This is a genomic window from Pseudomonas sp. R9.37 (assembly GCF_963878885.1).
Taxonomy (GTDB): Bacteria; Pseudomonadota; Gammaproteobacteria; order Pseudomonadales; family Pseudomonadaceae; genus Aquipseudomonas.
Genome location: NZ_CAWNZA010000003.1, coordinates 12608 through 31764 on the forward strand (window position 1 = coordinate 12608; position 19157 = coordinate 31764).

Sequence of the window (19157 nt, forward strand, 5' to 3'; positions counted from 1 at the left end):
CGCGTCGGGCAGTCGCCGGTTCAGCCGCATCATACCGAGGGTCAGCGCCGGTCGAAAAAAAAGCCGGGCAAGCCCGGCAAAATAAGGAGAGGGTGATTCACTCGCTTCAGCGATTGAGGAACGCCAACAAGTCTTCGTTCAACTGCTGGGTGTGGGTGGCGGCAAAACCGTGCGGCGCATCCTTGTACACCTTCAGTTGCGCGCCCTTGATCATCTCGGCCGCGACTTTGCCGGTGGTTTCGAACGGCACGATCTGGTCGCCGTCACCGTGGATCACCAGGGTTGGCACCTCGATCTTGGCCATGTCAGGGCGGAAGTCGGTCTCGGAGAACACGGTGACACAATCCACGGTCGATTTAAGCGACGCCAGCAGCGCGACCTGCAAGGTCTGCGTCAGCACGCCCTGGGAGACTTGCTGGCCCTTGTTGATGCCATAGAACGAGACATTGAAGTCGCTGATAAATTGCGCGCGATCCTTCAGCAGCCCGGCCTTGATGCCATCGAACACTGCGGTAGGCACGCCCTGCGGGTAATCCGGTTTTTGGCCGAAGATCGGCGTGACGGCGCCCAGCAGCACGAGGCCGGCCAAACGCGAGTTGCCGTGGCGAGCGATGTAGCGCGCCACATCGCCGCCGCCCATCGAGAAGCCCACCAGGGTCACGTCTTTAAGGTCCAGGTGTTCGATCAGTTGGGCGATATCGTCGGCGAAGGTGTCGTAGTCGTTACCGGTCCACGGTTGGTCCGAGCGGCCAAAACCCCGGCGGTCGAAGGCGATGGTGCGAAAGCCACGGCTGCTCAGGTATTCCATCTGGTATTCCCACATGTCGGCATCCAGTGGCCAGCCGTGGCTGAACAGCACGGGCTTACCGCTGCCCCAGTCCTTGAAATAGATCTGGGTACCGTCTTTGGTAACGAATGTGCTCATGGAAAACTCCTTGGGGGTCAGGGGGCAAATGCTAAATCTCACTATCGCGTTAAACCGGCCCAGGGGCTTGTACGGATGTGCTCGGTTGAACGCTTGCGCGTCTGCGTTGGTCCACTGACCTCTACCGTCAGTTCAACAGGTGAACCAAATGGCCAAGACTTACAGCTACGCCGCTCGGGATTCCAGGGATGCACTCAAGCCTTTTACCTTCGAGCGCCGCGCGCCGGGGGCGGACGACGTTCAGATCGATATTCTCTATTGCGGCGTGTGCCACTCCGACCTGCACACCGTGCGTAACGAATGGCACAACACCTTGTACCCGTCGGTGCCCGGCCACGAAATCGTCGGCCGCGTCACGGCAGTCGGTGCCAACGTGAAAAAATTCAAGGTCGGTGACCTGGCCGGTGTCGGTTGTATGGTCGACAGCTGCCAGCACTGCGCATCCTGCGCCGAGGGCGAGGAGCAATACTGCGAGAACGGGTTTACCGGCACCTACAACGGCCCGGTGTTCGGCGGCGAAAATACCTTTGGCGGCTACTCGGACAATATCGTGGTCAAGGAGAAGTTCGTGCTGCGCATCTCCCACGATGATGCGAACCTGGCGGCCGTGGCGCCGCTGCTGTGCGCCGGCATCACCACTTACTCGCCGCTGCACCACTGGAAGGTGGGGCCCGGCAAAAAAGTCGGGGTCGTCGGCCTCGGCGGGCTAGGGCATATGGCGGTGAAGATCGCGCATGCCATGGGCGCGCATGTCACGCTGTTCACCACCTCGCCGAACAAGCGCGAAGACGGCCTGCGCCTGGGTGCCGATCAAGTGGTGGTGTCGAAGGACCCGGACGAGATGGCCAAGGTCGTCAACAGCCTGGACTTCATCCTCAACACCGTTGCCGCGCCCCACGACCTCGATGCGTTCCTCAACCTGCTCAAGCGCGATGGCACCATGACGCTGGTCGGCGCCCCCGACAGCCCGCATCCATCGCCGACGGTGTTCAACCTGATCTTCAAACGCCGCAGCCTGGCCGGTTCGTTGATTGGCGGTATCCAGGAAACCCAGGACATGCTGGACTTCTGCGCCAAGCACAAGATTGTCTCGGACATCGAGATGATCGACATCCAGGGCATCAACGAGGCGTACGAGCGGATGCTCAAGGGCGACGTGAAGTATCGCTTCGTGATTGATATGGAGAGCTTGAAGAAGGAAAGTCACGCGGCTTAAAACGCTGCAGACCTGCTGTGGGAGCCGTTAAGCCGACAAATGCTCGTAGAGAATCGTCGCACCCACCAGCATCAACACCACGCCGCCGACCATTTCGGCGCGCTTGCCCACCACCGTGCCCAGCACCCGACCGAGCATCATGCCGATGGTTACCATGGTCATGGTCGCCAGGCCGATGGCTGCCGACGCCACCAGAATATTCACATCAATGAAGGCCAGGCCCACCCCGACGGCCATCGCATCAATGCTGGTCGCAAAGGCGGTGAGGGCCAGGATCATGAAGGAATGCTGGGTAGGCTTTTGCGCCTCCTCATCGTCCGCCTTGAGCCCGTTATAGATCATGTGCAAGCCCAGCGCGACCAACAGGGTAAAGGCGATCCAGTGATCCCAGTCCTGCACCCAACGCGTGGCCGCATGGCCGATGGCCCAGCCGATCATCGGCGTAATGGCTTCGATCACACCAAAGATCAGGCCGGCGCGCAGTGCTTCGACCAGACGCGGTTTGTGCAGGCTGGAGCCTTTGCCGATGGCCGCCGCAAAGGCGTCCGTGGACATGGCCAGGGCGAGAAAAATCAGAGAAATGGGGTTCACGGTGAGGCTTCCAGTCGGGCTGTATGAGTCAACGACACAACCACACGCCCGACTTTAGGCATGGATGTGTCGCTGGTCTCACCAACCTCAACGGTGTTCGTACCACGGCAGGTTGCCGAATATGTTGATACGAACGCTTCTGAGCGGGTCAGAAGCCGGTTACTCCCCAACGAAGGGGCGCATCATAGACAGCCCAATATGAAAATTGCGTCAACGCCCTTCAAATACCGGTGGACGGCGCTCGGCGAACGCCGCCAGCCCTTCACCGAAATCAGCACTGGCGCACGCCTGGCGGCGCAGTTCGGCGATGTGCTCCATGGCTTGCACGGGCATCGGCTGCAGGTCTTCGAGGATGCGCAGTTGTTCCTTGACCGCCTGAATCGCCAGCGGCGCCTTGGCCGCAATGCCCTGGGCGTATTCCAGGGCGGTGGCCTCGAGGGCATCGGTAGGCACCAGCCGGTTGATCACGCCAAAGCGCTCGGCCCGTTGGGCGTCGAGTTTTTGCGCGCAGAAGAACATTTCCTTGAGCACATGAATCGGCAGGTTATTGAAGAACCGCAACAGGCCGCTGGTGGTGTAGGGCAGGCCGATGTTGGCCGGGGTCATGGCGAAGCTGGCGCTGGGGTCCGCCACCACCAGGTCGCAGCTCATGGCCAGGTCCACGGCGCCGCCCCAGGCCGAGCCCGAGATCAGTGCGATGACCACGCCAGGGTAGGCGCGGATACGCCGCAGTACTTGCTCCAGCGGTTTGCCGTAGGCGACGGGGTCGCGGTCACGTGCCACTTCGCCGATATCGTGGCCGGCGCTCCATACGCTTTGGCCGACGTCGGCGCCGAGGATCACCACGCCGACGCGCTGGGCGGCGAGGGCGACCAGGCTTTCGTCCAGGCTGTCGAGCAGCTGCGCGCTCAGGGCATTGCGCTGGCTGGGGTTGCTGAAGGTCAAGCGCGCAATGCGCGTGTCGATGAGCTTGAGTGACACAGTGGCAGTCATGGTGCAGTTCCTGTTGAACGGTCGGGTGGAGTGGCCTGCAACAGCACGTTGGCCTGCAGCAAGGTTTGCACCGAGGCCGGATCAAAGCCGGCTTCGAGCAACACCTCGACGCTGTGTTCGCCTAACAACGGCGGTGGCCGCTGCGCGCCGGCCTGTGCGGCCTCGGTGAACACCGGCGTCACCACCTGGCGTAATGCGCCCAGAGTGGGATGGTCCAGGGTTTGGGTCAACCGGCTGTGCAGCACCTGTGGGTCGGCGAACACTTCGTCAAGGGTGTTGATGGGGCCGGCGGGCAAGCCGGCGGCGGTGAAACGCTCGGTCCAGTCGCGTTTGCCGCGGGTTTTCAAGCGGCTCTCCAGCAGCGCTTTCAACGCATCGCGGTGCTCCACGCGCGCTTCGTTGCTGGCAAAACGCGGGTCGTCCGGCAGCTCGGGCAGGTCCAGCAGCACACACAGCTTGCTCCACATGGCCGAGGTGATCGGCGCCAGGTTCAACGGGCCGTCCAGGGTCTGGAACACGCCGTATGGCGCGATCACCGCGTGGGCATTGCCGGTGCGCCGTGGGACATCGCCCAGGCTCAGGTAGCGCTGGCCGTGCACGCTGAGCAAACCCATCAGGCTGGCAAGCAGCGAGGTGTGTACGTGTTGGCCACGACCGCTGCGTTCGCGCTCCAGCAGCGCAGCGAGGATGGCGGTCACCAGCCACATGCCCGACGTCAGGTCGCCGATGGCGGTGCCGGTACGGGTAGGGTCGCCGTCGCTGAAACCGGTGAGGCTCATCAGCCCGGAGTAGCCTTGGGCGATCTGATCGAAGCCCGGCCAGCTGCTCATCGGGCCGTCACTGCCAAAGGCGTTGATGCTGCCCAGAATCAGCCGTGGGTTGCGGGCGCTGAGCACCTCGAAACCCAGGCCCATGCTCTGCAGGGTGCCGGGTTTGAAATTCTCGATCACCACGTCGGCGCCGTCGATCAATTGCTGGATCGTGTCCAGGCCGCGGGGGTTGCGAAAGTCTACGCACAGCCCGCGTTTGTTGCGGTTGCACGACAGGTAGTACGTGCTCACGCCACGGTCGAACGGGCCCCAGGTGCGGCTCATGTCGCCGGCGGGGCCGGGTTCGACCTTGATCACGTCGGCGCCCAGGTCGGCCAGCACCATGCTGCAGAACGGGCCGGACAACGCGCGGCTGAGGTCAATGATCTTGATGCCTTGTAACGCTTGCATGGGCGTCTCCAAATAGGGTTACTGCGGCAGGGTCTGGTGGCGGGTTTCAACCGCAAACGGCAGGATCAGCACGCCCAGCACGAAGGCGGCGGCGGTCCAGGCAATGGGTACGCCGATAGAGCCGTACGCATGGATGGCCGCGGCCAGCAGGAAGTTGACCCCGGCACCGATAAAGCGCCCCACCGAGGCATTGAACGCAAAGGCTGTGGCGCGGATGCGGGTTGGGTATTGCTCGGGCAACCACAGGGAAAAGATCGCGAAGTTGCCGCCGAAGAACCCGAGGAACACCAGCGAAATCATGAATAGATGCAAGCCGTCGTCGAGGTAGAACACCCAGCCGAACGCAAACACGATGGCCGCCGCCATGCCGGTAAAGTACAGGCCCAAGGCGTTGCGTCGGCCCACGCGTTCCGCCAGCCATGGCGCCACCAGGCAGCCCAGAATCGTGCTCAGCGACAACACCGCCGCGCCGATGGACGCCAGGTGCACGGCGCCGACGTGATCGATACCGGCGCGGGTGGCCAGGGTGACCACGGCGGTGGCTTCGTACACCGAACCGGCCCACAGGCCGACAATCGCCACGCCGACCAGCGCTGAACTGGTCAAGGTGCGGCGGCGAAAGGCGGGCGCAAAGATTTCCCACCAGGGCGTGCGCGGGGCGGCCTTGACGATGTGGCGCTGCGGTTCCTTGACCTTCAAGGCGGTGTAGATCGCGACCACCGCCGGGAACAACCCGCACAGGAACATCACGCGCCAGCCATAGGCGGCGCCGACGGTGTAGTTGAGCAACGCGGCGATGAAGAAGCCCAGGTAATAGCCGGTTTGCAGGTAACCGGCGCCCATCTTGCGGCGGTCCTCGGGCCAGCTCTCGGCCACGTAGGTGCCTGCCAGCGCCCATTCACCGCCCACACCGATCCCTGCGATCAAGCGGAAAATCGCCAGTTGCCAGAGGTTGTCGGAAAACGCCGCCGCGCCGGTAAACAGCGAATACACCAGAATGCTCGCTGCCAGCACCTTGACCCGGCCGAAGCGGTCGGCCAGCGGTCCCCAGATGAACGACAAGCCCCAACCGACCAGAAACAGCCCGAACATGATCGAGCCGTACATGGCGATATTCGCGGCAGTGGGGGCCAGGCCCGAGCGCGGCAGCAGTTCGGTAAGGGCGGGGATCAGCACCAGGGCGAAGATGACGGAGTCCACGCCGTCCAGGACCCAGCCGAGGTACACCGCCCAGAAGCCGCGAATCTGCTCGCGGGACAACGGTGTTTTGTAGGGTTTTACCCGCATCGCCGACGCGGTTAACGTTTTGGACATGACGACCTCCCATGGCCCTGAGCGGGCCTTTTTGTTGTGAGGTCAATCTAGGCTTGAGGGTCATAAGCAACAAATATGAAATTCCTTTGGTGACATCGGATTTTTATATAGAGTCGAGGCTTTCCGGGAGGCTCCCATGGACCTGCGCCAGTTGCGGTACTTCGTCAAAGTGGTCGAGTGCGCCAACATCACCCGCGCCAGCGAGGCGTTGCACATCGCCCAACCGGCGATCAGCCAGCAGATGCGCAACCTGGAGCAGGACATGGGCATGCAATTGCTGGAACGCAGCGCCCAAGGCGTGGTGCCCACCGCCGCCGGCCAGACCTTGTACCGACACGCCGTCGACCTGTTGCGCCAGGCCGATGCTACCCATGAACTGTTGCGCCAGGACGCCGAGTACCCGCAGGGCAAGGTCTCGGTGGGCATGCCCTCGAGCACTGCGCGGATGCTCGCGATGCCGCTGGCACGCACGATTCGCAGCCGTTATCCGGGGATCAAACTGGAGCTGATCGACGCGCCAAGCGCCGACCTCGCAGGTTTGATCACCGTGGGGCGCGTGGCGCTGGCGGTCGAAGTTGATGGCGTGCCGACACGCGGCGTGGTGTCCCAGCGGTTATTCAGTGAAACCCTGTACCTGGTGGCATGGCCGGAATTTGAATTGCCGCAGACGTCGGTGAGCCTGCAGCACCTGGCGCAGATGCCGTTGGTGTTGCCTTGCGTGCCCAACACCATTCGCAGCCGCGTAGAGTCCGCCATGCAGGAAGCCGGGCTGCCATTCGCCGTGGAGTTTGAAGCCAATTCCACTGATCTATTGTTCTCGGCGGTACGGGCGCGGCTTGGGGTAACCATCCTGCCGTGGGCGGCGGCGCACGTGGAGTTGGCGCAACAGTCGCTTAAGCTGGCGAGCATCGATCACCGCTTGTTCAGCCGCGAACTGTCGTTGTGCTGGCCGGATACGGCGGTGCACAGCAATGCCGTGCAGAAAGTCAAAGAGACGATTCTGGAATTGTTCGAAGCGTTTGAGCAGCAACAGGGCTGGGCGGCGGCCAGCTGATTGCGAACCGGCCGCCACTGCCCCTTGGATCACTTGGGTTTTTGGGTGTCGAGTGCCGTTGCAATCACGCTGCCCATGGGCGTCGGTTTGGGCGACTGACGGTGCAGCACGGCATTTACCGCCCACTCTTCTAGGCGTACGCGGTCACGCTGGAACACCATCATGTGAGTCGAGCCGCCGAACTCGAAGTGACCGATTTCGGTGCCGCGTGTGATCTTCACCGGCGTGCTGCCTTCGTCGACGATAAACCCCGGTTCGATGATGCAGGTCGACACTTCAACCATGCCAATGCAGATCAGCGCCACGTACCCGCAGGTGGGGTGTTCGAAGATGAAAATGGCGCGCGCAGCCACATGGCCCAGGTAGGGCTGCGACTCGGTGCCTTCCCACGTGCCCGGGCCTTCTTTCTGCGCCGGGCGTTGGGCGAAGTAGGTGCCAGGTTGCACCCACGAACGCAGCAGCGTGCCGTCCAGCGGCGCGTTCCAGCGGTGGTAGTGGGTGGCGGAAAGGAAACCCTGATACAGCTGCCCACCTTCAAAGTGCCTGGCCCAGTCACGTTGGCCGGCGAACAAGTCCAGCAGTGAGTAGTTGACGTCCTTGATCCAGAAGTCGCTTTCGAAGGCGATGTTGTTCTGGTACGCCCACGGGGTGGTTTCGCAGCCGATATCGACCTGCGTCTGCGCGTTGCCCTGGAACGGTCGGGCGCCGGGCACGAACTTGCGGATGAAAAACGCGTTCCAGGAATCGTAGCCGTAGCCGGGCTTTTTCGGGTCGCATTCCATCTGGTCCCATACACCGGCTGCCCAGGCGGCCTTGGAGATCCACGAGCCGGGTTTTTCCGGGTTGTTGATGTCGAGTTTGTCCAGGGATTGCGGGCTTTTGAGGTAGGCGTTCCAGGTGTTGAGCACGTTCTTGAATTGCTCATTGAAGGTGGTGTCATGGAACAGCGCAACGCCGGCTTCGGTGGCCATGGAAATCGCCAGGAAGGCATTCATGGGCGTGCCGACCTGGGCGGTGTCGTTGAACGAGGACGAGGTGGTGACAATTTCGTTGAGGATCTCGAAAAAACTGTCGTAGTCCTTGATCCACACGACGTCGCCGTCCTGGGTCTTGATCTGGTCGCGAGTGTGCGGCGGCAGGGTCAGCACGAACGCGTTGGACTGCTCGATCAACGACATGACCCACATGCGGTACACGCTGTGGGTGGTCACCCAGTGTTTGAATTCCACCAGTTGCGGCTGCATCGGCGCGAGGGTGCCAGCCTTTTTCATGGCGTCGATGTAGTCGCGCAGCGGCACCAGGAAGTTGGCGGTGGCCCACACGCGGTTGGGCACCCAGAAGCCCATTTGCACGGGGCCGGCGTTGTCCAGGGTGAGCAGGTTTGAACCGCTGCCCTCGACGGGTGGCGGAGTCTTGCGAGGTTGGGTGGCGGGCGAAGAACGGTCGGAGTGCGCCATATCATTAGTCCTTTAAGCGTAACTGCGTGGGAAAGCTCCTTTTGAGCATTCTCAGCGTAGCTAGCGCGGGACCGGGGTTTGTAATGGTTGGCTATAACCAGGCGCGCCCGCCGACGAAAATCATTTTCGACACCAGCTCCACGATGTTTTTCACCTCGAGTTTCTTCATCAGCCGTGCCCTGTGCACTTCCACCGTACGGTGAGAGATCGCCAGGCGCTGGGCGATCTCCTTGGATTTAAGGCCGTTGACGATGTGCATGGCGATTTCCCGCTCACGTGGCGTCAGGTCGCCGGTGCCTTGGTGCGTGCGGTCCAGGCGCTCGAAGTGCCAGATCATCAGCTTGAACGGGTCTGTGGGCGTGAGGGTGTAGCCGTGGGACTTGGCCCAGAACACCTCGCCGCTTTTGTGCTGCATGAAGCGTTCATCGGAGTAGAAGCCGTTCTCGCTCTCCAGCAGCCAGTCGTGGCTACGCTTGCCGATGGCGTGATAATCGGCCTGGGACGGGTAAATCAGCAGGGTCAGTTGGTTGACCAATTCGTCGCGCGAATAGCCGAACAACTGCAGGAAGGCCTCATTGCAATCGACCATCACGCGGTTGCGCGTGACCAGTTGCGGGGCCGGGGAGAGCTGGAACGCCAGGCGTTCGATATCTTGAAGTTGCTGGGTAAACGCGTTCATTGGGCATCCTGCCTCGTTGCTTTTCTCACCGGGCCTACTTATCCATGTAAGTAGTTACACGAATTGGCGAGCGCTCAGCGGTGCGTCATTGTAGGTAAATGTCCGCATCAAAAATAGAAGAAAATTGATTATGCCAGCTGATTGCGTCTCCATTGTTGCCGCCGGTCATTCGCGTTTTGGTCGCCTGGAAGGCACCACCCTTGAAGACCTGATCGTGCAGGTTACCCGCGAAGCCCTGGCCGACGCGGCCATTGATGCGTCACAAATCGATGCGTTGTTCCTGGGTCACTTCAACTCGGGGTTGGTGCCTGACGGGTTTGCCAGCTCCTTGCTGTTGCAGGCCGACCCGGGCCTGCGCTTCAAACCGGCCACGCGCTGTGAAAACGCCTGCGCCTCTGGGTCGGCGGCGATCCAGGCCGGGGTCAATGCGATCCTCTCCGGCAGCGCCGACCTGGTGCTGGTGGTCGGCGCCGAGAAGATGACCCACACGTCCACCGCCGAGGTTACCCAGGCCCTGGCCGGCGCCGGTTATCAGAATGATCCGGCCGAAGCCGGCTTGAGTTTCCCGCAGCTGTTCGGCCGTGCGGCGCGCCAATACACCGAACGCTACCACTGCCCGCTGGGCTCGATGGCCGCCATCGCCACCAAGAACCACACCAATGCCATGGCCAACCCGTTGGCGCAAATGCACCGGGTAATGGATTTTGAACACTGCAACAACGTGTCCAAGAGCAACCCCTTTGTGGCCGAGTCGCTGCGCCTGACCGATTGCTCGTTGATCAGCGACGGCGCCGCCGCGATCATCCTGGCCTCACCCAAGCGGGCGCGCGCGTTTCGTCGGGATGTACAGATTCGCGCAATGACCCAGGTCAACGACTGCTTGCCCATCGCCCAGCGCGACATCCTGGCGTTTGAAGGCCCGCAACGGGCCATCCACTCGGCGCTGCGCGGGGCGAATATCACCCTGGCCGACCTGAGTTTCGCCGAGGTGCACGACTGCTTCACCATCGCCGAACTGCTGATCTACGAAGCCATGGGCCTGGCGCCCAAGGGCGAGGGCCATCGCGTGCTCGACAGTGGCGTGGTGCGCGCCGGCGGGCGGCTCCCGGTGAATCTTTCGGGTGGGCTCAAGGCCAAGGGGCATCCGGTGGGGGCCACCGGCGTGTCGATGCACGCCTTGGCGTTCCGCCAATTGACCGGCGAACCGATTGGCCTGGCGGTGCCCAACCCGGAGTTTGGCCTGGTGTTCAACATGGGCGGCATGGCAGTGGCCAACTACGCCTCGGTCCTGCACGCGCGCCGGTACTGACCCATGAACATTGCCAACTGGTTGCACGACACCCAGCGCCGCGACCCGCAGCGACCGGCATTGTTCGAAGGCACGCGGCAAGTGGCCGACTACGCCACCTTTGTTGCGCATGTTCGCCAGCGCGCCGCGCACTTGGTAGACCAGCACGGCGTGGCGGCCGGTGATGCGGTCGCCGTGCTGATGAAGAACAGCTGCGATTACCTGGAAGTGCTCTACGCCATCTGGTGGCTGGGCGCAGTGGTTGTGCCGATCAACGCCAAATTGCACCCGGCTGAGGCGGCCTGGATCGCCGATAACGCCCAGGCGCGCCTGATTTTTACCGACGGCGGCCGAGTATTTTCGGCGTCGCGGGACTTGCCCCCGCCCTGTAAGGAACTGGACGGCCACACACTGCCGCCGACACGTGGCTGGCCATCCCTGGCACAGCCCGAGCCACGCCAGGACCAGGACCTCGCATGGCTGTTTTACACCTCCGGCACCACCGGGCGCTCCAAGGGGGTGATGCTGTCGCATGGCAACCTCATGGCGATGTCGTTGTGTTACCCCACTGACGTGGATCCGGTCAGCGCCGATGACGCGGTGCTGTATGCCGCGCCAATGTCCCACGGCGCCGGGCTCTACAACTTCATTCATGTGCGCTGCGGCGCGCGGCATGTGGTGCCGGCCTCCCACGGTTTCGACGCCGCCGAGCTGTTTGGCCTGGCGGCCGAGCTGGGCAACCTCTCACTGTTTGCAGCGCCGACGATGGTCAAGCGCATGGTCGAACAGGCGCGGCGCCAGGGCTATCGCGGCGAAGGCATCAAAACCATCGTTTACGGCGGCGGCCCGATGTACGTGGCCGATCTGTGTGAGGCCGTCGACACCTTCGGCCCGCGGCTGGTGCAGATCTACGGCCAGGGCGAGAGCCCGATGACCATCAGCGTGCTGCCTCGCGCGCTGATCGCCGACCGCCAACGCGCAGACTGGGCCACGTTGGCTGCCTCCGTCGGCCACGCGCAATCGTGCGTTGAAATCCGCATTCTCGACGCACAGCACCAGCCGGTGCCGACGGGCGAGCGCGGCGAAATCGCCGTGCGCGGTGCCACGGTGATGCAAGGCTACTGGCGCAACCCCGAGGCATCGCGCCAAACCCTGGTCGAGGGCTGGCTGATGACCGGTGACGTCGGCTTTCTCGACGCGGCGGGTTACCTCACCCTCACGGACCGTTCCAAGGACGTGATCATCAGCGGTGGCAGTAACGTGTACCCGCGTGAAGTCGAGGAAGTGTTGGCGCAACATCCTGAGGTGTTCGAGGTGTGCGTCGTGGGGGAGCCGGATGCGCAATGGGGCGAATCGGTGGTGGCGTTTGTGGTGACGCGCAGCGGCCAGCCCCTCGATGAAGCCGAGCTGACGGCATGGTTTTTACAGCGCATGGCCTCGTTCAAGAAACCCAGGAAGTACCTGTTTCCCGGCGAATTGCCAAAGAACAGTTACGGCAAAATCCTCAAGACTGACTTGCGGCAGTGGCTGAAAGAAGCGAGTATCGCCGCGCTTCCCTAGACCCGTTTTTCATGGACAGAACATCAGACAAGGAGTCCCTTCGATGGGCAATCAAGCGCAAGACACGGTCCGCAAGCGGCGCCGTGCGTTTCTCGGTGCCACTTCCGGTCACTTGATCGAGTGGTACGACTACGGCGTCTACGGCTTTCTCGCCGTGTACATCGGCCAGGCATTTTTCGTCTCCGATGACCCGACCACCAGCTTGCTGGCCAGCTTCGCAGCGTTTGCCCTGAGCTTTTTCATCCGGCCACTGGGCGGGCTGTTCTTCGGTCCGCTGGCGGACAAGATCGGGCGCCGCAAAACCCTGATCATGGCGCTGGTGATGATGACCGGTTCCACCGTCATGCTCGGCCTGTTGCCCACGTACGCCACGCTGGGCATTGCTGCGCCGGTGCTGCTGATTCTGGTGCGCTGCGTGCAGGGTTTCTCGGCGGGCGGCGAGATCGGCACGGTGACCAGCTTTATCTCCGAATACGCCGGCCCCGGCCGACGCGGCTTTGCCACGTGCTGGCTGATGGTCACCGCCGTGCTCGGCCTGTTGCTGGGCGGCGCCGTTGCCAATGGCATGACCTGGATCCTGGGCGCCGAGGTGATGCAGGAATGGGCCTGGCGCGTGCCGTTCCTGATCGCCGCACCGTTGGGTTTTATCTCCATGTACATCCGCCTCAAGCTGGAAGACAGCCCGGAGTTTCTCGCCTTGCAGCGCGCCGGGCAGACTTCCCGTGCACCGTTGCGCGAAGTCTGGCAGTGGAAGCGCGCGATTGCCCTGGTGTTCTTCATCATCACCTTGCACAGCTCGATCTTTTACCTGGTGCTGACCTTCGCCTCGACCTACATGGCCAAGATCCTCAAGTTCGACAGCGGCACCACGCTGCTCTATGTGTTCGTCGCGAGTTTCTCGGCCGCGTTCGTGATGCCGTTTGGCGGTGCGTTCACCGATAAATACGGACGTAAGCCGTTTCTGATGGTGATCGGCACCCTGGCCACGCTGGCGATGTTCTGGCTGTTCAAGTCGGCGCCGACCGCCACTGCTGCATCGTTCTTCGCGCCATTGATGGCAGTGGCGATCCTGTTCGGGCTGTATGCCTCCTCGACCTATGCGCTGATGAGCGAGCTGCTGCCCACGCGCATTCGCTCCACCGGGATTGCCGTGGCGTACAACGTGCCGGTCGCGGTGTTTGGCGGCAGCGCGCCGCTGATCTCCACCTGGCTGATCAAGGTGACGGGCGACATCACCTCACCCTGGTATTTCTATGTGGCAACCGGTGTGGTGTCGTTGATCGCTCTGGTGGTGCTGCGCAAGGAAGATTTCGTCGCCAGTGGCAGCCCGTTGGTGGCGCCGGCGGGGGCCGTGCTGGCCACCGCCGCCTGATCGACTGCGGTTTTCGAAAACCCGACTACGCTGTTTCAGGCGCCTATCATTGATCTTCAAGGAAGACCTGACCATGAGTGAACTGATCAACAGCGTTACCCCGAAAAGCCTGACTGAATTGCTGCAGGAAGCCGGCTATCGCGTCAACCAGACCGAACAGAACGGCATCGTGCAATTGCTCAGCGCGAGCCAGGGTATCGGCTTTGCCGTGCGCTTCGGCAACCCGGCGGCAGAGCAGGGCAGTTACGTCGACTTCACCTACAGCTGCGCCCTGCGCGTGCAAGGCGAATTGCCCGAAGGCCTGGCCCAGGTATGGAACGCATCGCGCCGTTTTGCGCGGTTGTCGGTGCAGGGTGAGTTCCTGCTGATGGAAATGGATGTGGTGGTGGCCGGTGTAGGCACCACGCACCTGCGCAGCCAGCTGGAACTGTGGGATCGCCTGCTGCAGGAATTCATCGTCTACCTGCGTGACTACAGCCAGCAGGCGGCTCAGTTGCAGGCCCAGGCCGCCACCGCTGTGGCCAGCGAAGAAGCGCCCGTCGCCTGACACTCAGCGCTGCAGCACGCCGCGAAACGTTGCGCTCAACGCGCGCAACGTTTCGCGCGAGCGTGCATCACTGATCCGGCTGTACAGCAGCACTTCACTGACGGGTAATGCGGGCAGGCCGTATTGCTCGCTCACGTCCACCGCCCCGGCCGGGGCCACGCGTGGGGCGAGGGCGGCGACCCCCAATCCGGCGCTCACGGCCGCGCCTACCGCCATCACACCACCGCCGACAAACACTTCGGTCCAGTCGATACGCGCTGCATCCAATGCTCTGACCGCCAGGTGCCGAACACCACAGGGCGCGGCCATGGTCGCCATGCGCAGCGGTGTGCCGGGGCTGTGTTGCCAGTGGGGCGCGGCGAACCAGCCAAAGCGTTCGACCGCCAGCACTTCGCCGTCCTGGCGATCGCCTTCGTTGCGCACGATCACCGCGTCCAGTTCATTGCGATCAAACGCGGCCACCAGGTCGCGGGACGAGGCGATGCGCACCTCGAGAATCACCAGCGGGTCGTAGGCCGCGAGGCGGCTGAGCCAGGTGGGCAAGTCCGGCCCGGCCACGTGGTCGCTGATGCCGATCACCAAACGCCGTGGCGCGTGGGTGCCCAGGTCCGCCAGTGCCCGCTCATGGGCATTGAGCAGGGCACGCGCGGCCACGATGAACTGCTCGCCCTGGGGCGACAGTTGCACATGGCGAGGCGTGCGTAGCAACAGGCGGTAACCGAGGCGTTCTTCCAGGCGCTTGAGCTTCAAGCTGATGGCGGCCTGGGAGGTGTCGAGCGCCTCGGCGGCGCGGGTGAAGCTGGCAAAATCAGCCACCAGCACGAAGGCGTGCACGGTGTCGATGTCCAGGGGTTTGAGCGCGTCAGTCATATCCAATCCTTATCGCACTTATATTCGGCCATATCTTGTTGAAATCATCGCCAGTGCGCAAGCTCAGACCACATCTTGCACAGGAGCTTTGCCATGTTTGCCAAACAGTATTCACACCGCCTGCCTGCCGACTACGACATGGACGTGATACGCCGGCGCGCCGCGCAATTGGGGCCGTTGTGGGACGACGCGCAAGGGCTGCTGTTCAAGGCGTTTATCGCGCAGACGCGTGGGCAGGCGCCGGGCAATGTGTATGCGTCGGTGTACCTGTGGGCCGACCCGTTGCAGGCCGCCGACTTTCTACTGGGCGAGCGTTTTCAAAAGGTGCTCGACAGCTTTGGCCGTCCGCACATCGAAAGCTGGTTGCCGCTGGATGTGCAGCGTGGGCCCGCGCAGCATGCGTTGAGCCTGTACCGAGAAGAGTGGCCGCTGGTGCCGGGCGCGGATCGAGCCGGGATCGTCGCCGAGGAGAAACGGCGCAATCAGCAGGTGGCCGACAGCCGCGACACATTCGCGGTGTGCCTGGCGCTGGATGTGCAGGCGTGGCGGCTGGTGCGCATCACCTTGTCGGGCAAGGCGCTGGATGCGGCGCATCCCGGAACGGGCTATGAGGTGTTGTACCTGGCCCGCCCCGGGAGTCAGTTCAAGGGTTGAAGCGCGCTTTTGGCTGGCTGAGCTTGCGCTCGGCCACCGCGCCAAACACCAGGCCGAGGGTGGTCCACAGCACCAGCTGGATACCCAGCGACGCTACGCGGAACTTCCACAGCAGCACGGCCGAAAACGCCTCCGGCACTTCGTTGATCACCGGGAACAGGCTGCCGGCCACCGACACAATCACGATGTACAACGCCACACCCAGAATCGCCCCGGCCCAGATGCCACGGCGGGCAATCAGCTTGCGTGCGGCGTTGATCGCAATCACCGCGGCCGCCACTGACACCAGCAGCATGAGGAAGAACAGCTTGGTGCGCTGCGCGATGGTTTCGGGGTCGCCCACCGATGGCGGGTTGGCCGGGTACTTGAGCCCTGGCACCACGGTAATTGCCACACATGCCGCCAGTGCCAGCAGCGCCGCCAGACCACGCGGGCCGACCTTGCCGATGCGGCCCAGGGCGTAAGCGAACACCAGGGCGAAGAGGCCGCCCAGTGAGACGCTGTACACGACCACGCCGGTGAACAGGCCAAAGGTGCTTTGCACCTCGCGGCTCACCAGTTCCTCTTCCGGCGCATCGCCGTGCATCTGTGCCATGTGGTCTTCAAAGGCGATGGCCTTGTCGATCTGCGGTTCACCAAAGGCCTTGGCGAAGCCGAAAGCCAGCACGCCGGCGAGCAAGCCCACCAGCATCCCGCGTAGGAGTAAATGCCCTGTCATGTCGTGTCTCTCTTATCGATTAATGGCAGGGGAAACCCAGCAGGTGGCGGCCGTCGTGCACAAATTCATGCACATACATGCCTTTGAACACAGTGGTGGCGCCTTGCTCGGCGCCGACAAAATAGAGCGCCAGCAGCAACAACAGGCCACCGAAGATCGCCCAAGGCAGAATTTCGCCCAAGGGCAGGGTGGGTCCATACACATCAGGGTTCGTTGCAGCAGTGTTAGCCATGAAAACCTCCAGGGATGACGCGTCCCGAAATGGATTGCGATTGGGCTGAAACAGGGTCTGGCTTACGGCTAAAAGGCCGAATACAGTGGCGCGACCGCGCCGGATTCGAACCGGCTTCCTCCTTCATGTTCGTTGTAACATGTTGAAACAACTTTGCCAGTCTACGCCGACTGCGCGTCGAAACAGAGTGAATTGTGATGCAGGCCACCCGCTTGACCTTGATATGCCATGCCGCCACGCCGTTGCAAAAACAGGGGCGGTTTCCCGATGACGAATCGGTGGCGATGCAGTGGCAGCCCGCGGCGTTGTCCCTGGCGGGGCGTTTCAAGAAAAGCTCGCGACTGGTGTGTGGGCCCGAGGCCCGAACCCGACAAACCGCGGGCTTGTTCGGTGATAACGCGCAGGTCGAAGACGCGTTGCGCGACGGTGATTTTGGCACCTGGAAAGGCCAGGCCATCGCCCAGCTCGACAGCCATGCATTGAGTGACTGGATGACCAACAGCGCCAGCGCGCCTCACGGCGGTGAGTCGGTGGAGCAGATTTGCGTGCGAGTCGCTGACTGGATGAAAAGTCTCGAAACCCAGCTCGGGCACGTAGTGGCCATCACCCACCCGTTTGTGATTCGCGCCGCGATGCTGTACGTGTTGCAGTTCCCTGTCTCGATGTTCTACCTGATTGACGTCGAGCCGCTGTCCGCCACTGAACTGCGCTTTAACAACGTGTGGCGCCTGCGTCTGGAAACTCACGCCTGAGCGCGTGAACATGGCAAAATCCACGCCCCGCAATGAGAGCAACCCATGAAACGCATCCTGATCATCGGCATTGGCGCCGGCAACCCTGACTACATCACGATGCAAGCCGTCAAGGCGCTGAACCGCACTGACGTGTTTTTTCTGATGGACAAGGGCCAAAGCAAAGACAAGCTGATCGACCTGCGCCGCGAGATCTGCCAAACCTATATCACCGAGCCAGGCTACCGTTTCGTCGAGGCCGACTGCCCCGAGCGCGTGCGCGGCGATATCGATTACACCACCGCCGTGCAGGACCTGAATCGCGACAAGCAGCAGACCTTCGAGCACATGATCAACGAGCAGATGGCTGACGGTGAAGTGGGCGCGTTCCTGGCCTGGGGCGACCCTGCGCTGTACGACAGCACCATCCGCATCCTGCAGGCGATTCTGGCCAGTGGCCGCAGCGTCTTCGAGTTCGAAGTGATCCCCGGCATCACCAGCGTGCAGGCCCTGGCCGCCCAGCACAAGGTGGCGCTGAACCGCATCGGTCGGTCCATCGAGATCACCACCGGGCGCCGGTTGGCGGCGGGGCAGGCGAGTGATGCGGACAGTTTGGTGGTCATGCTCGACGCCGAAGATTCCTACCGCAGCGTGGCCGATCAGGATATGGATATCTACTGGGGCGCCTACCTGGGCACGCCGGACGAAATCCTCATCAGCGGCAAGGTCAGTGAAGTGGCTGAGCAAATCCAACAGGTGCGCAAGGCGGCGCGTCTGGAAAATGGCTGGATCATGGACACTTACTTGTTGCGCAAACCCTGAGGTCACTTTCCCATGCTCAAACTGTTTGCCCTGGCACTGACCCTGATGGCCAGCGCCGCCCACGCCGACTCCACGCTGCACACCGATCTGCCCCTGCCTTATCTGGAACAGACCCAGAGCGATGCGCGCAATCAGCCGTTGGTGATTTTCCTGCACGGTTTTGGCAGCAACGAGGAAGACCTGTTTGGCATCAAGGACGCGCTGCCGTCCACCTGGACCTACCTGTCGGCACGTGCGCCGATGCCCGTGGACCCCCAGGGTTATCGCTGGTTTACCAAGACGCCGGGTGACGGCGACTACAATGGCGAAACCGCCGACCTGCAACGCAGCGCCGCGCTGATCGAAGATTTTGTCGGCAAGGCCACAGCCAAATACCACACGCACAGCGATCGGGTGTTTCTGGTGGGGTTCAGCCAGGGCGCGATCATGTCGTACGAGGTGGGCTTGCGAAAGCCCGCGTTGGTGCGCGGCATCGCGGCCTTGAGCGGCAGTGTATTGCCGGTGCTCAAGGCTGAACTCAAGCCCAGCGAATCCTTGGGCAAATTGGCGATCTTTATCGGTCACGGCACTCTCGACCAGGCGCTGCCGTATGCCTCGGCGACGCAGGCCAATGAAGTACTGGTGGGCCTTGGATTGACGCCGGAGTTTCACGGGTATCCGGGCATGCCGCACACCGTCAGTGAGACCGAAGTGCAGGACCTTAAAGCCTGGCTGGCGAAAAGCCTGAAGTGAACCGGCGGGTGAGGGCTGCTGCCATAGTCATTATTCGTTTGCTAGCTTTGAGTGCCTGCTGGTTGCTGCGCTAATGGCCGTTCTGTGCGAGCAGGCTTGCCCGCGATGCAGGCGCCTTGGTGCATCAGGCATACCCAGTGGATGCCTTCGCAGGCAAGCCAGCTCCCACATTGTCCGGGTAT

Annotated in this window: 20 protein-coding genes and 1 riboswitch; of the genes, 10 read left to right on the forward strand and 10 right to left on the reverse strand. The window is 62.5% G+C overall.

Annotated elements, in window-relative coordinates:
• Nucleotides 1–106: 106 nt before the first annotated feature.
• Complete coding sequence (locus AACU78_RS02190; protein ID WP_106579597.1) at nucleotides 107–925, reverse strand: alpha/beta fold hydrolase; 819 nt, start codon at nucleotides 923–925, stop codon at nucleotides 107–109.
• Between the two features lie 148 nt (nucleotides 926–1073).
• Here AACU78_RS02190 and AACU78_RS02195 point away from each other — a divergent pair, with 148 nt between their 5' ends.
• Complete coding sequence (locus AACU78_RS02195) at nucleotides 1074–2141, forward strand: NAD(P)-dependent alcohol dehydrogenase (protein WP_106579598.1); 1068 nt, start codon at nucleotides 1074–1076, stop codon at nucleotides 2139–2141.
• A 27-nt stretch (nucleotides 2142–2168) separates the two neighbouring features.
• On the opposite strand, the gene mntP is transcribed toward AACU78_RS02195, so the two are convergent.
• From mntP to AACU78_RS02215, 4 genes are all read right to left on the reverse strand, one after another.
• Nucleotides 2169–2732: a manganese efflux pump MntP gene (gene mntP, locus AACU78_RS02200; RefSeq protein ID WP_106579599.1), complete on the reverse strand. Its 564-nt coding sequence runs from the start codon at nucleotides 2730–2732 to the stop codon at nucleotides 2169–2171.
• A 12-nt stretch (nucleotides 2733–2744) separates the two neighbouring features.
• Nucleotides 2745–2912: riboswitch (yybP-ykoY riboswitch) on the reverse strand.
• Between the two features lie 30 nt (nucleotides 2913–2942).
• Nucleotides 2943–3725 carry a methylmalonyl-CoA decarboxylase gene (gene scpB / locus AACU78_RS02205; RefSeq protein ID WP_106579600.1) on the reverse strand — a complete coding sequence of 261 codons (783 nt, stop codon included), beginning with the start codon at nucleotides 3723–3725 and terminating at the stop codon, nucleotides 2943–2945.
• Nucleotides 3722–4945 (reverse strand): CaiB/BaiF CoA transferase family protein, encoded by a 1224-nt coding sequence (locus tag AACU78_RS02210; RefSeq protein ID WP_106579601.1) that lies wholly within the window; start codon nucleotides 4943–4945, stop codon nucleotides 3722–3724. Before AACU78_RS02210 ends, scpB begins: the two co-directional genes overlap by 4 nt.
• A gap of 18 nt (nucleotides 4946–4963) precedes the next feature.
• A complete protein-coding gene (locus AACU78_RS02215) occupies nucleotides 4964–6259 on the reverse strand; it encodes an MFS transporter (protein WP_106579602.1) in 1296 nt (431 codons plus the stop codon).
• A gap of 136 nt (nucleotides 6260–6395) precedes the next feature.
• Here AACU78_RS02215 and AACU78_RS02220 point away from each other — a divergent pair, with 136 nt between their 5' ends.
• Entirely contained in the window at nucleotides 6396–7313 is a 918-nt protein-coding gene (locus AACU78_RS02220; RefSeq protein WP_106579603.1) for a LysR substrate-binding domain-containing protein, read from the forward strand.
• 29 nt (nucleotides 7314–7342) lie between these two features.
• Here the strand turns inward: AACU78_RS02220 and AACU78_RS02225 are convergent, their stop codons facing one another.
• Together AACU78_RS02225 and AACU78_RS02230 are read right to left on the reverse strand one after the other, a co-directional pair.
• Complete coding sequence (locus tag AACU78_RS02225) at nucleotides 7343–8770, reverse strand: phosphatidylserine decarboxylase family protein (protein WP_106579604.1); 1428 nt, start codon at nucleotides 8768–8770, stop codon at nucleotides 7343–7345.
• Between the two features lie 91 nt (nucleotides 8771–8861).
• Nucleotides 8862–9449, reverse strand: a complete 588-nt coding sequence (locus AACU78_RS02230; protein WP_106579605.1) for a LuxR C-terminal-related transcriptional regulator — start codon at nucleotides 9447–9449, stop codon at nucleotides 8862–8864.
• A gap of 130 nt (nucleotides 9450–9579) precedes the next feature.
• Here AACU78_RS02230 and AACU78_RS02235 point away from each other — a divergent pair, with 130 nt between their 5' ends.
• From AACU78_RS02235 to AACU78_RS02250, 4 genes are all read left to right on the forward strand, one after another.
• Nucleotides 9580–10758 carry an acetyl-CoA acetyltransferase gene (locus AACU78_RS02235; protein ID WP_106579606.1) on the forward strand — a complete coding sequence of 393 codons (1179 nt, stop codon included), beginning with the start codon at nucleotides 9580–9582 and terminating at the stop codon, nucleotides 10756–10758.
• Between the two features lie 3 nt (nucleotides 10759–10761).
• On the forward strand, nucleotides 10762–12297 hold the full coding sequence (locus AACU78_RS02240; protein ID WP_106579607.1) for a class I adenylate-forming enzyme family protein: 1536 nt from the start codon (nucleotides 10762–10764) through the stop codon (nucleotides 12295–12297).
• A gap of 43 nt (nucleotides 12298–12340) precedes the next feature.
• On the forward strand, nucleotides 12341–13669 hold the full coding sequence (locus AACU78_RS02245; protein WP_106579608.1) for an MFS transporter: 1329 nt from the start codon (nucleotides 12341–12343) through the stop codon (nucleotides 13667–13669).
• Nucleotides 13670–13742: 73 nt separating this feature from the next.
• Nucleotides 13743–14216, forward strand: coding sequence for a YbjN domain-containing protein (locus AACU78_RS02250; RefSeq protein ID WP_177410121.1), 474 nt, complete (start codon nucleotides 13743–13745; stop codon nucleotides 14214–14216).
• Nucleotides 14217–14219: 3 nt separating this feature from the next.
• Here the strand turns inward: AACU78_RS02250 and AACU78_RS02255 are convergent, their stop codons facing one another.
• Nucleotides 14220–15086 carry a LysR family transcriptional regulator gene (locus AACU78_RS02255; protein ID WP_106579609.1) on the reverse strand — a complete coding sequence of 289 codons (867 nt, stop codon included), beginning with the start codon at nucleotides 15084–15086 and terminating at the stop codon, nucleotides 14220–14222.
• Nucleotides 15087–15179: 93 nt separating this feature from the next.
• On the opposite strand from AACU78_RS02255, the gene AACU78_RS02260 reads away from it, so the two are divergent.
• Complete coding sequence (locus tag AACU78_RS02260; protein WP_106579610.1) at nucleotides 15180–15740, forward strand: DUF4865 family protein; 561 nt, start codon at nucleotides 15180–15182, stop codon at nucleotides 15738–15740.
• Here the strand turns inward: AACU78_RS02260 and AACU78_RS02265 are convergent.
• Both AACU78_RS02265 and AACU78_RS02270 read right to left on the reverse strand, forming a co-directional pair.
• A complete protein-coding gene (locus AACU78_RS02265) occupies nucleotides 15730–16458 on the reverse strand; it encodes a CbtA family protein (RefSeq protein ID WP_106579611.1) in 729 nt (242 codons plus the stop codon). The genes AACU78_RS02260 and AACU78_RS02265 overlap by 11 nt on opposite strands.
• A gap of 19 nt (nucleotides 16459–16477) precedes the next feature.
• A complete protein-coding gene (locus AACU78_RS02270) occupies nucleotides 16478–16690 on the reverse strand; it encodes a CbtB domain-containing protein (RefSeq protein WP_106579612.1) in 213 nt (70 codons plus the stop codon).
• A gap of 197 nt (nucleotides 16691–16887) precedes the next feature.
• On the opposite strand from AACU78_RS02270, the gene AACU78_RS02275 reads away from it, so the two are divergent.
• The 3 genes from AACU78_RS02275 to AACU78_RS02285 are packed head-to-tail and all read left to right on the forward strand — an operon-like array spanning nucleotide 16888 to nucleotide 18975.
• Nucleotides 16888–17442: a histidine phosphatase family protein gene (locus tag AACU78_RS02275; RefSeq protein WP_106579613.1), complete on the forward strand. Its 555-nt coding sequence runs from the start codon at nucleotides 16888–16890 to the stop codon at nucleotides 17440–17442.
• A 45-nt stretch (nucleotides 17443–17487) separates the two neighbouring features.
• On the forward strand, nucleotides 17488–18243 hold the full coding sequence (cobF, locus tag AACU78_RS02280) for a precorrin-6A synthase (deacetylating) (RefSeq protein WP_106579614.1): 756 nt from the start codon (nucleotides 17488–17490) through the stop codon (nucleotides 18241–18243).
• Between the two features lie 12 nt (nucleotides 18244–18255).
• Nucleotides 18256–18975 carry an alpha/beta hydrolase gene (locus AACU78_RS02285; protein ID WP_106579615.1) on the forward strand — a complete coding sequence of 240 codons (720 nt, stop codon included), beginning with the start codon at nucleotides 18256–18258 and terminating at the stop codon, nucleotides 18973–18975.
• Nucleotides 18976–19157 lie beyond the last annotated feature (182 nt).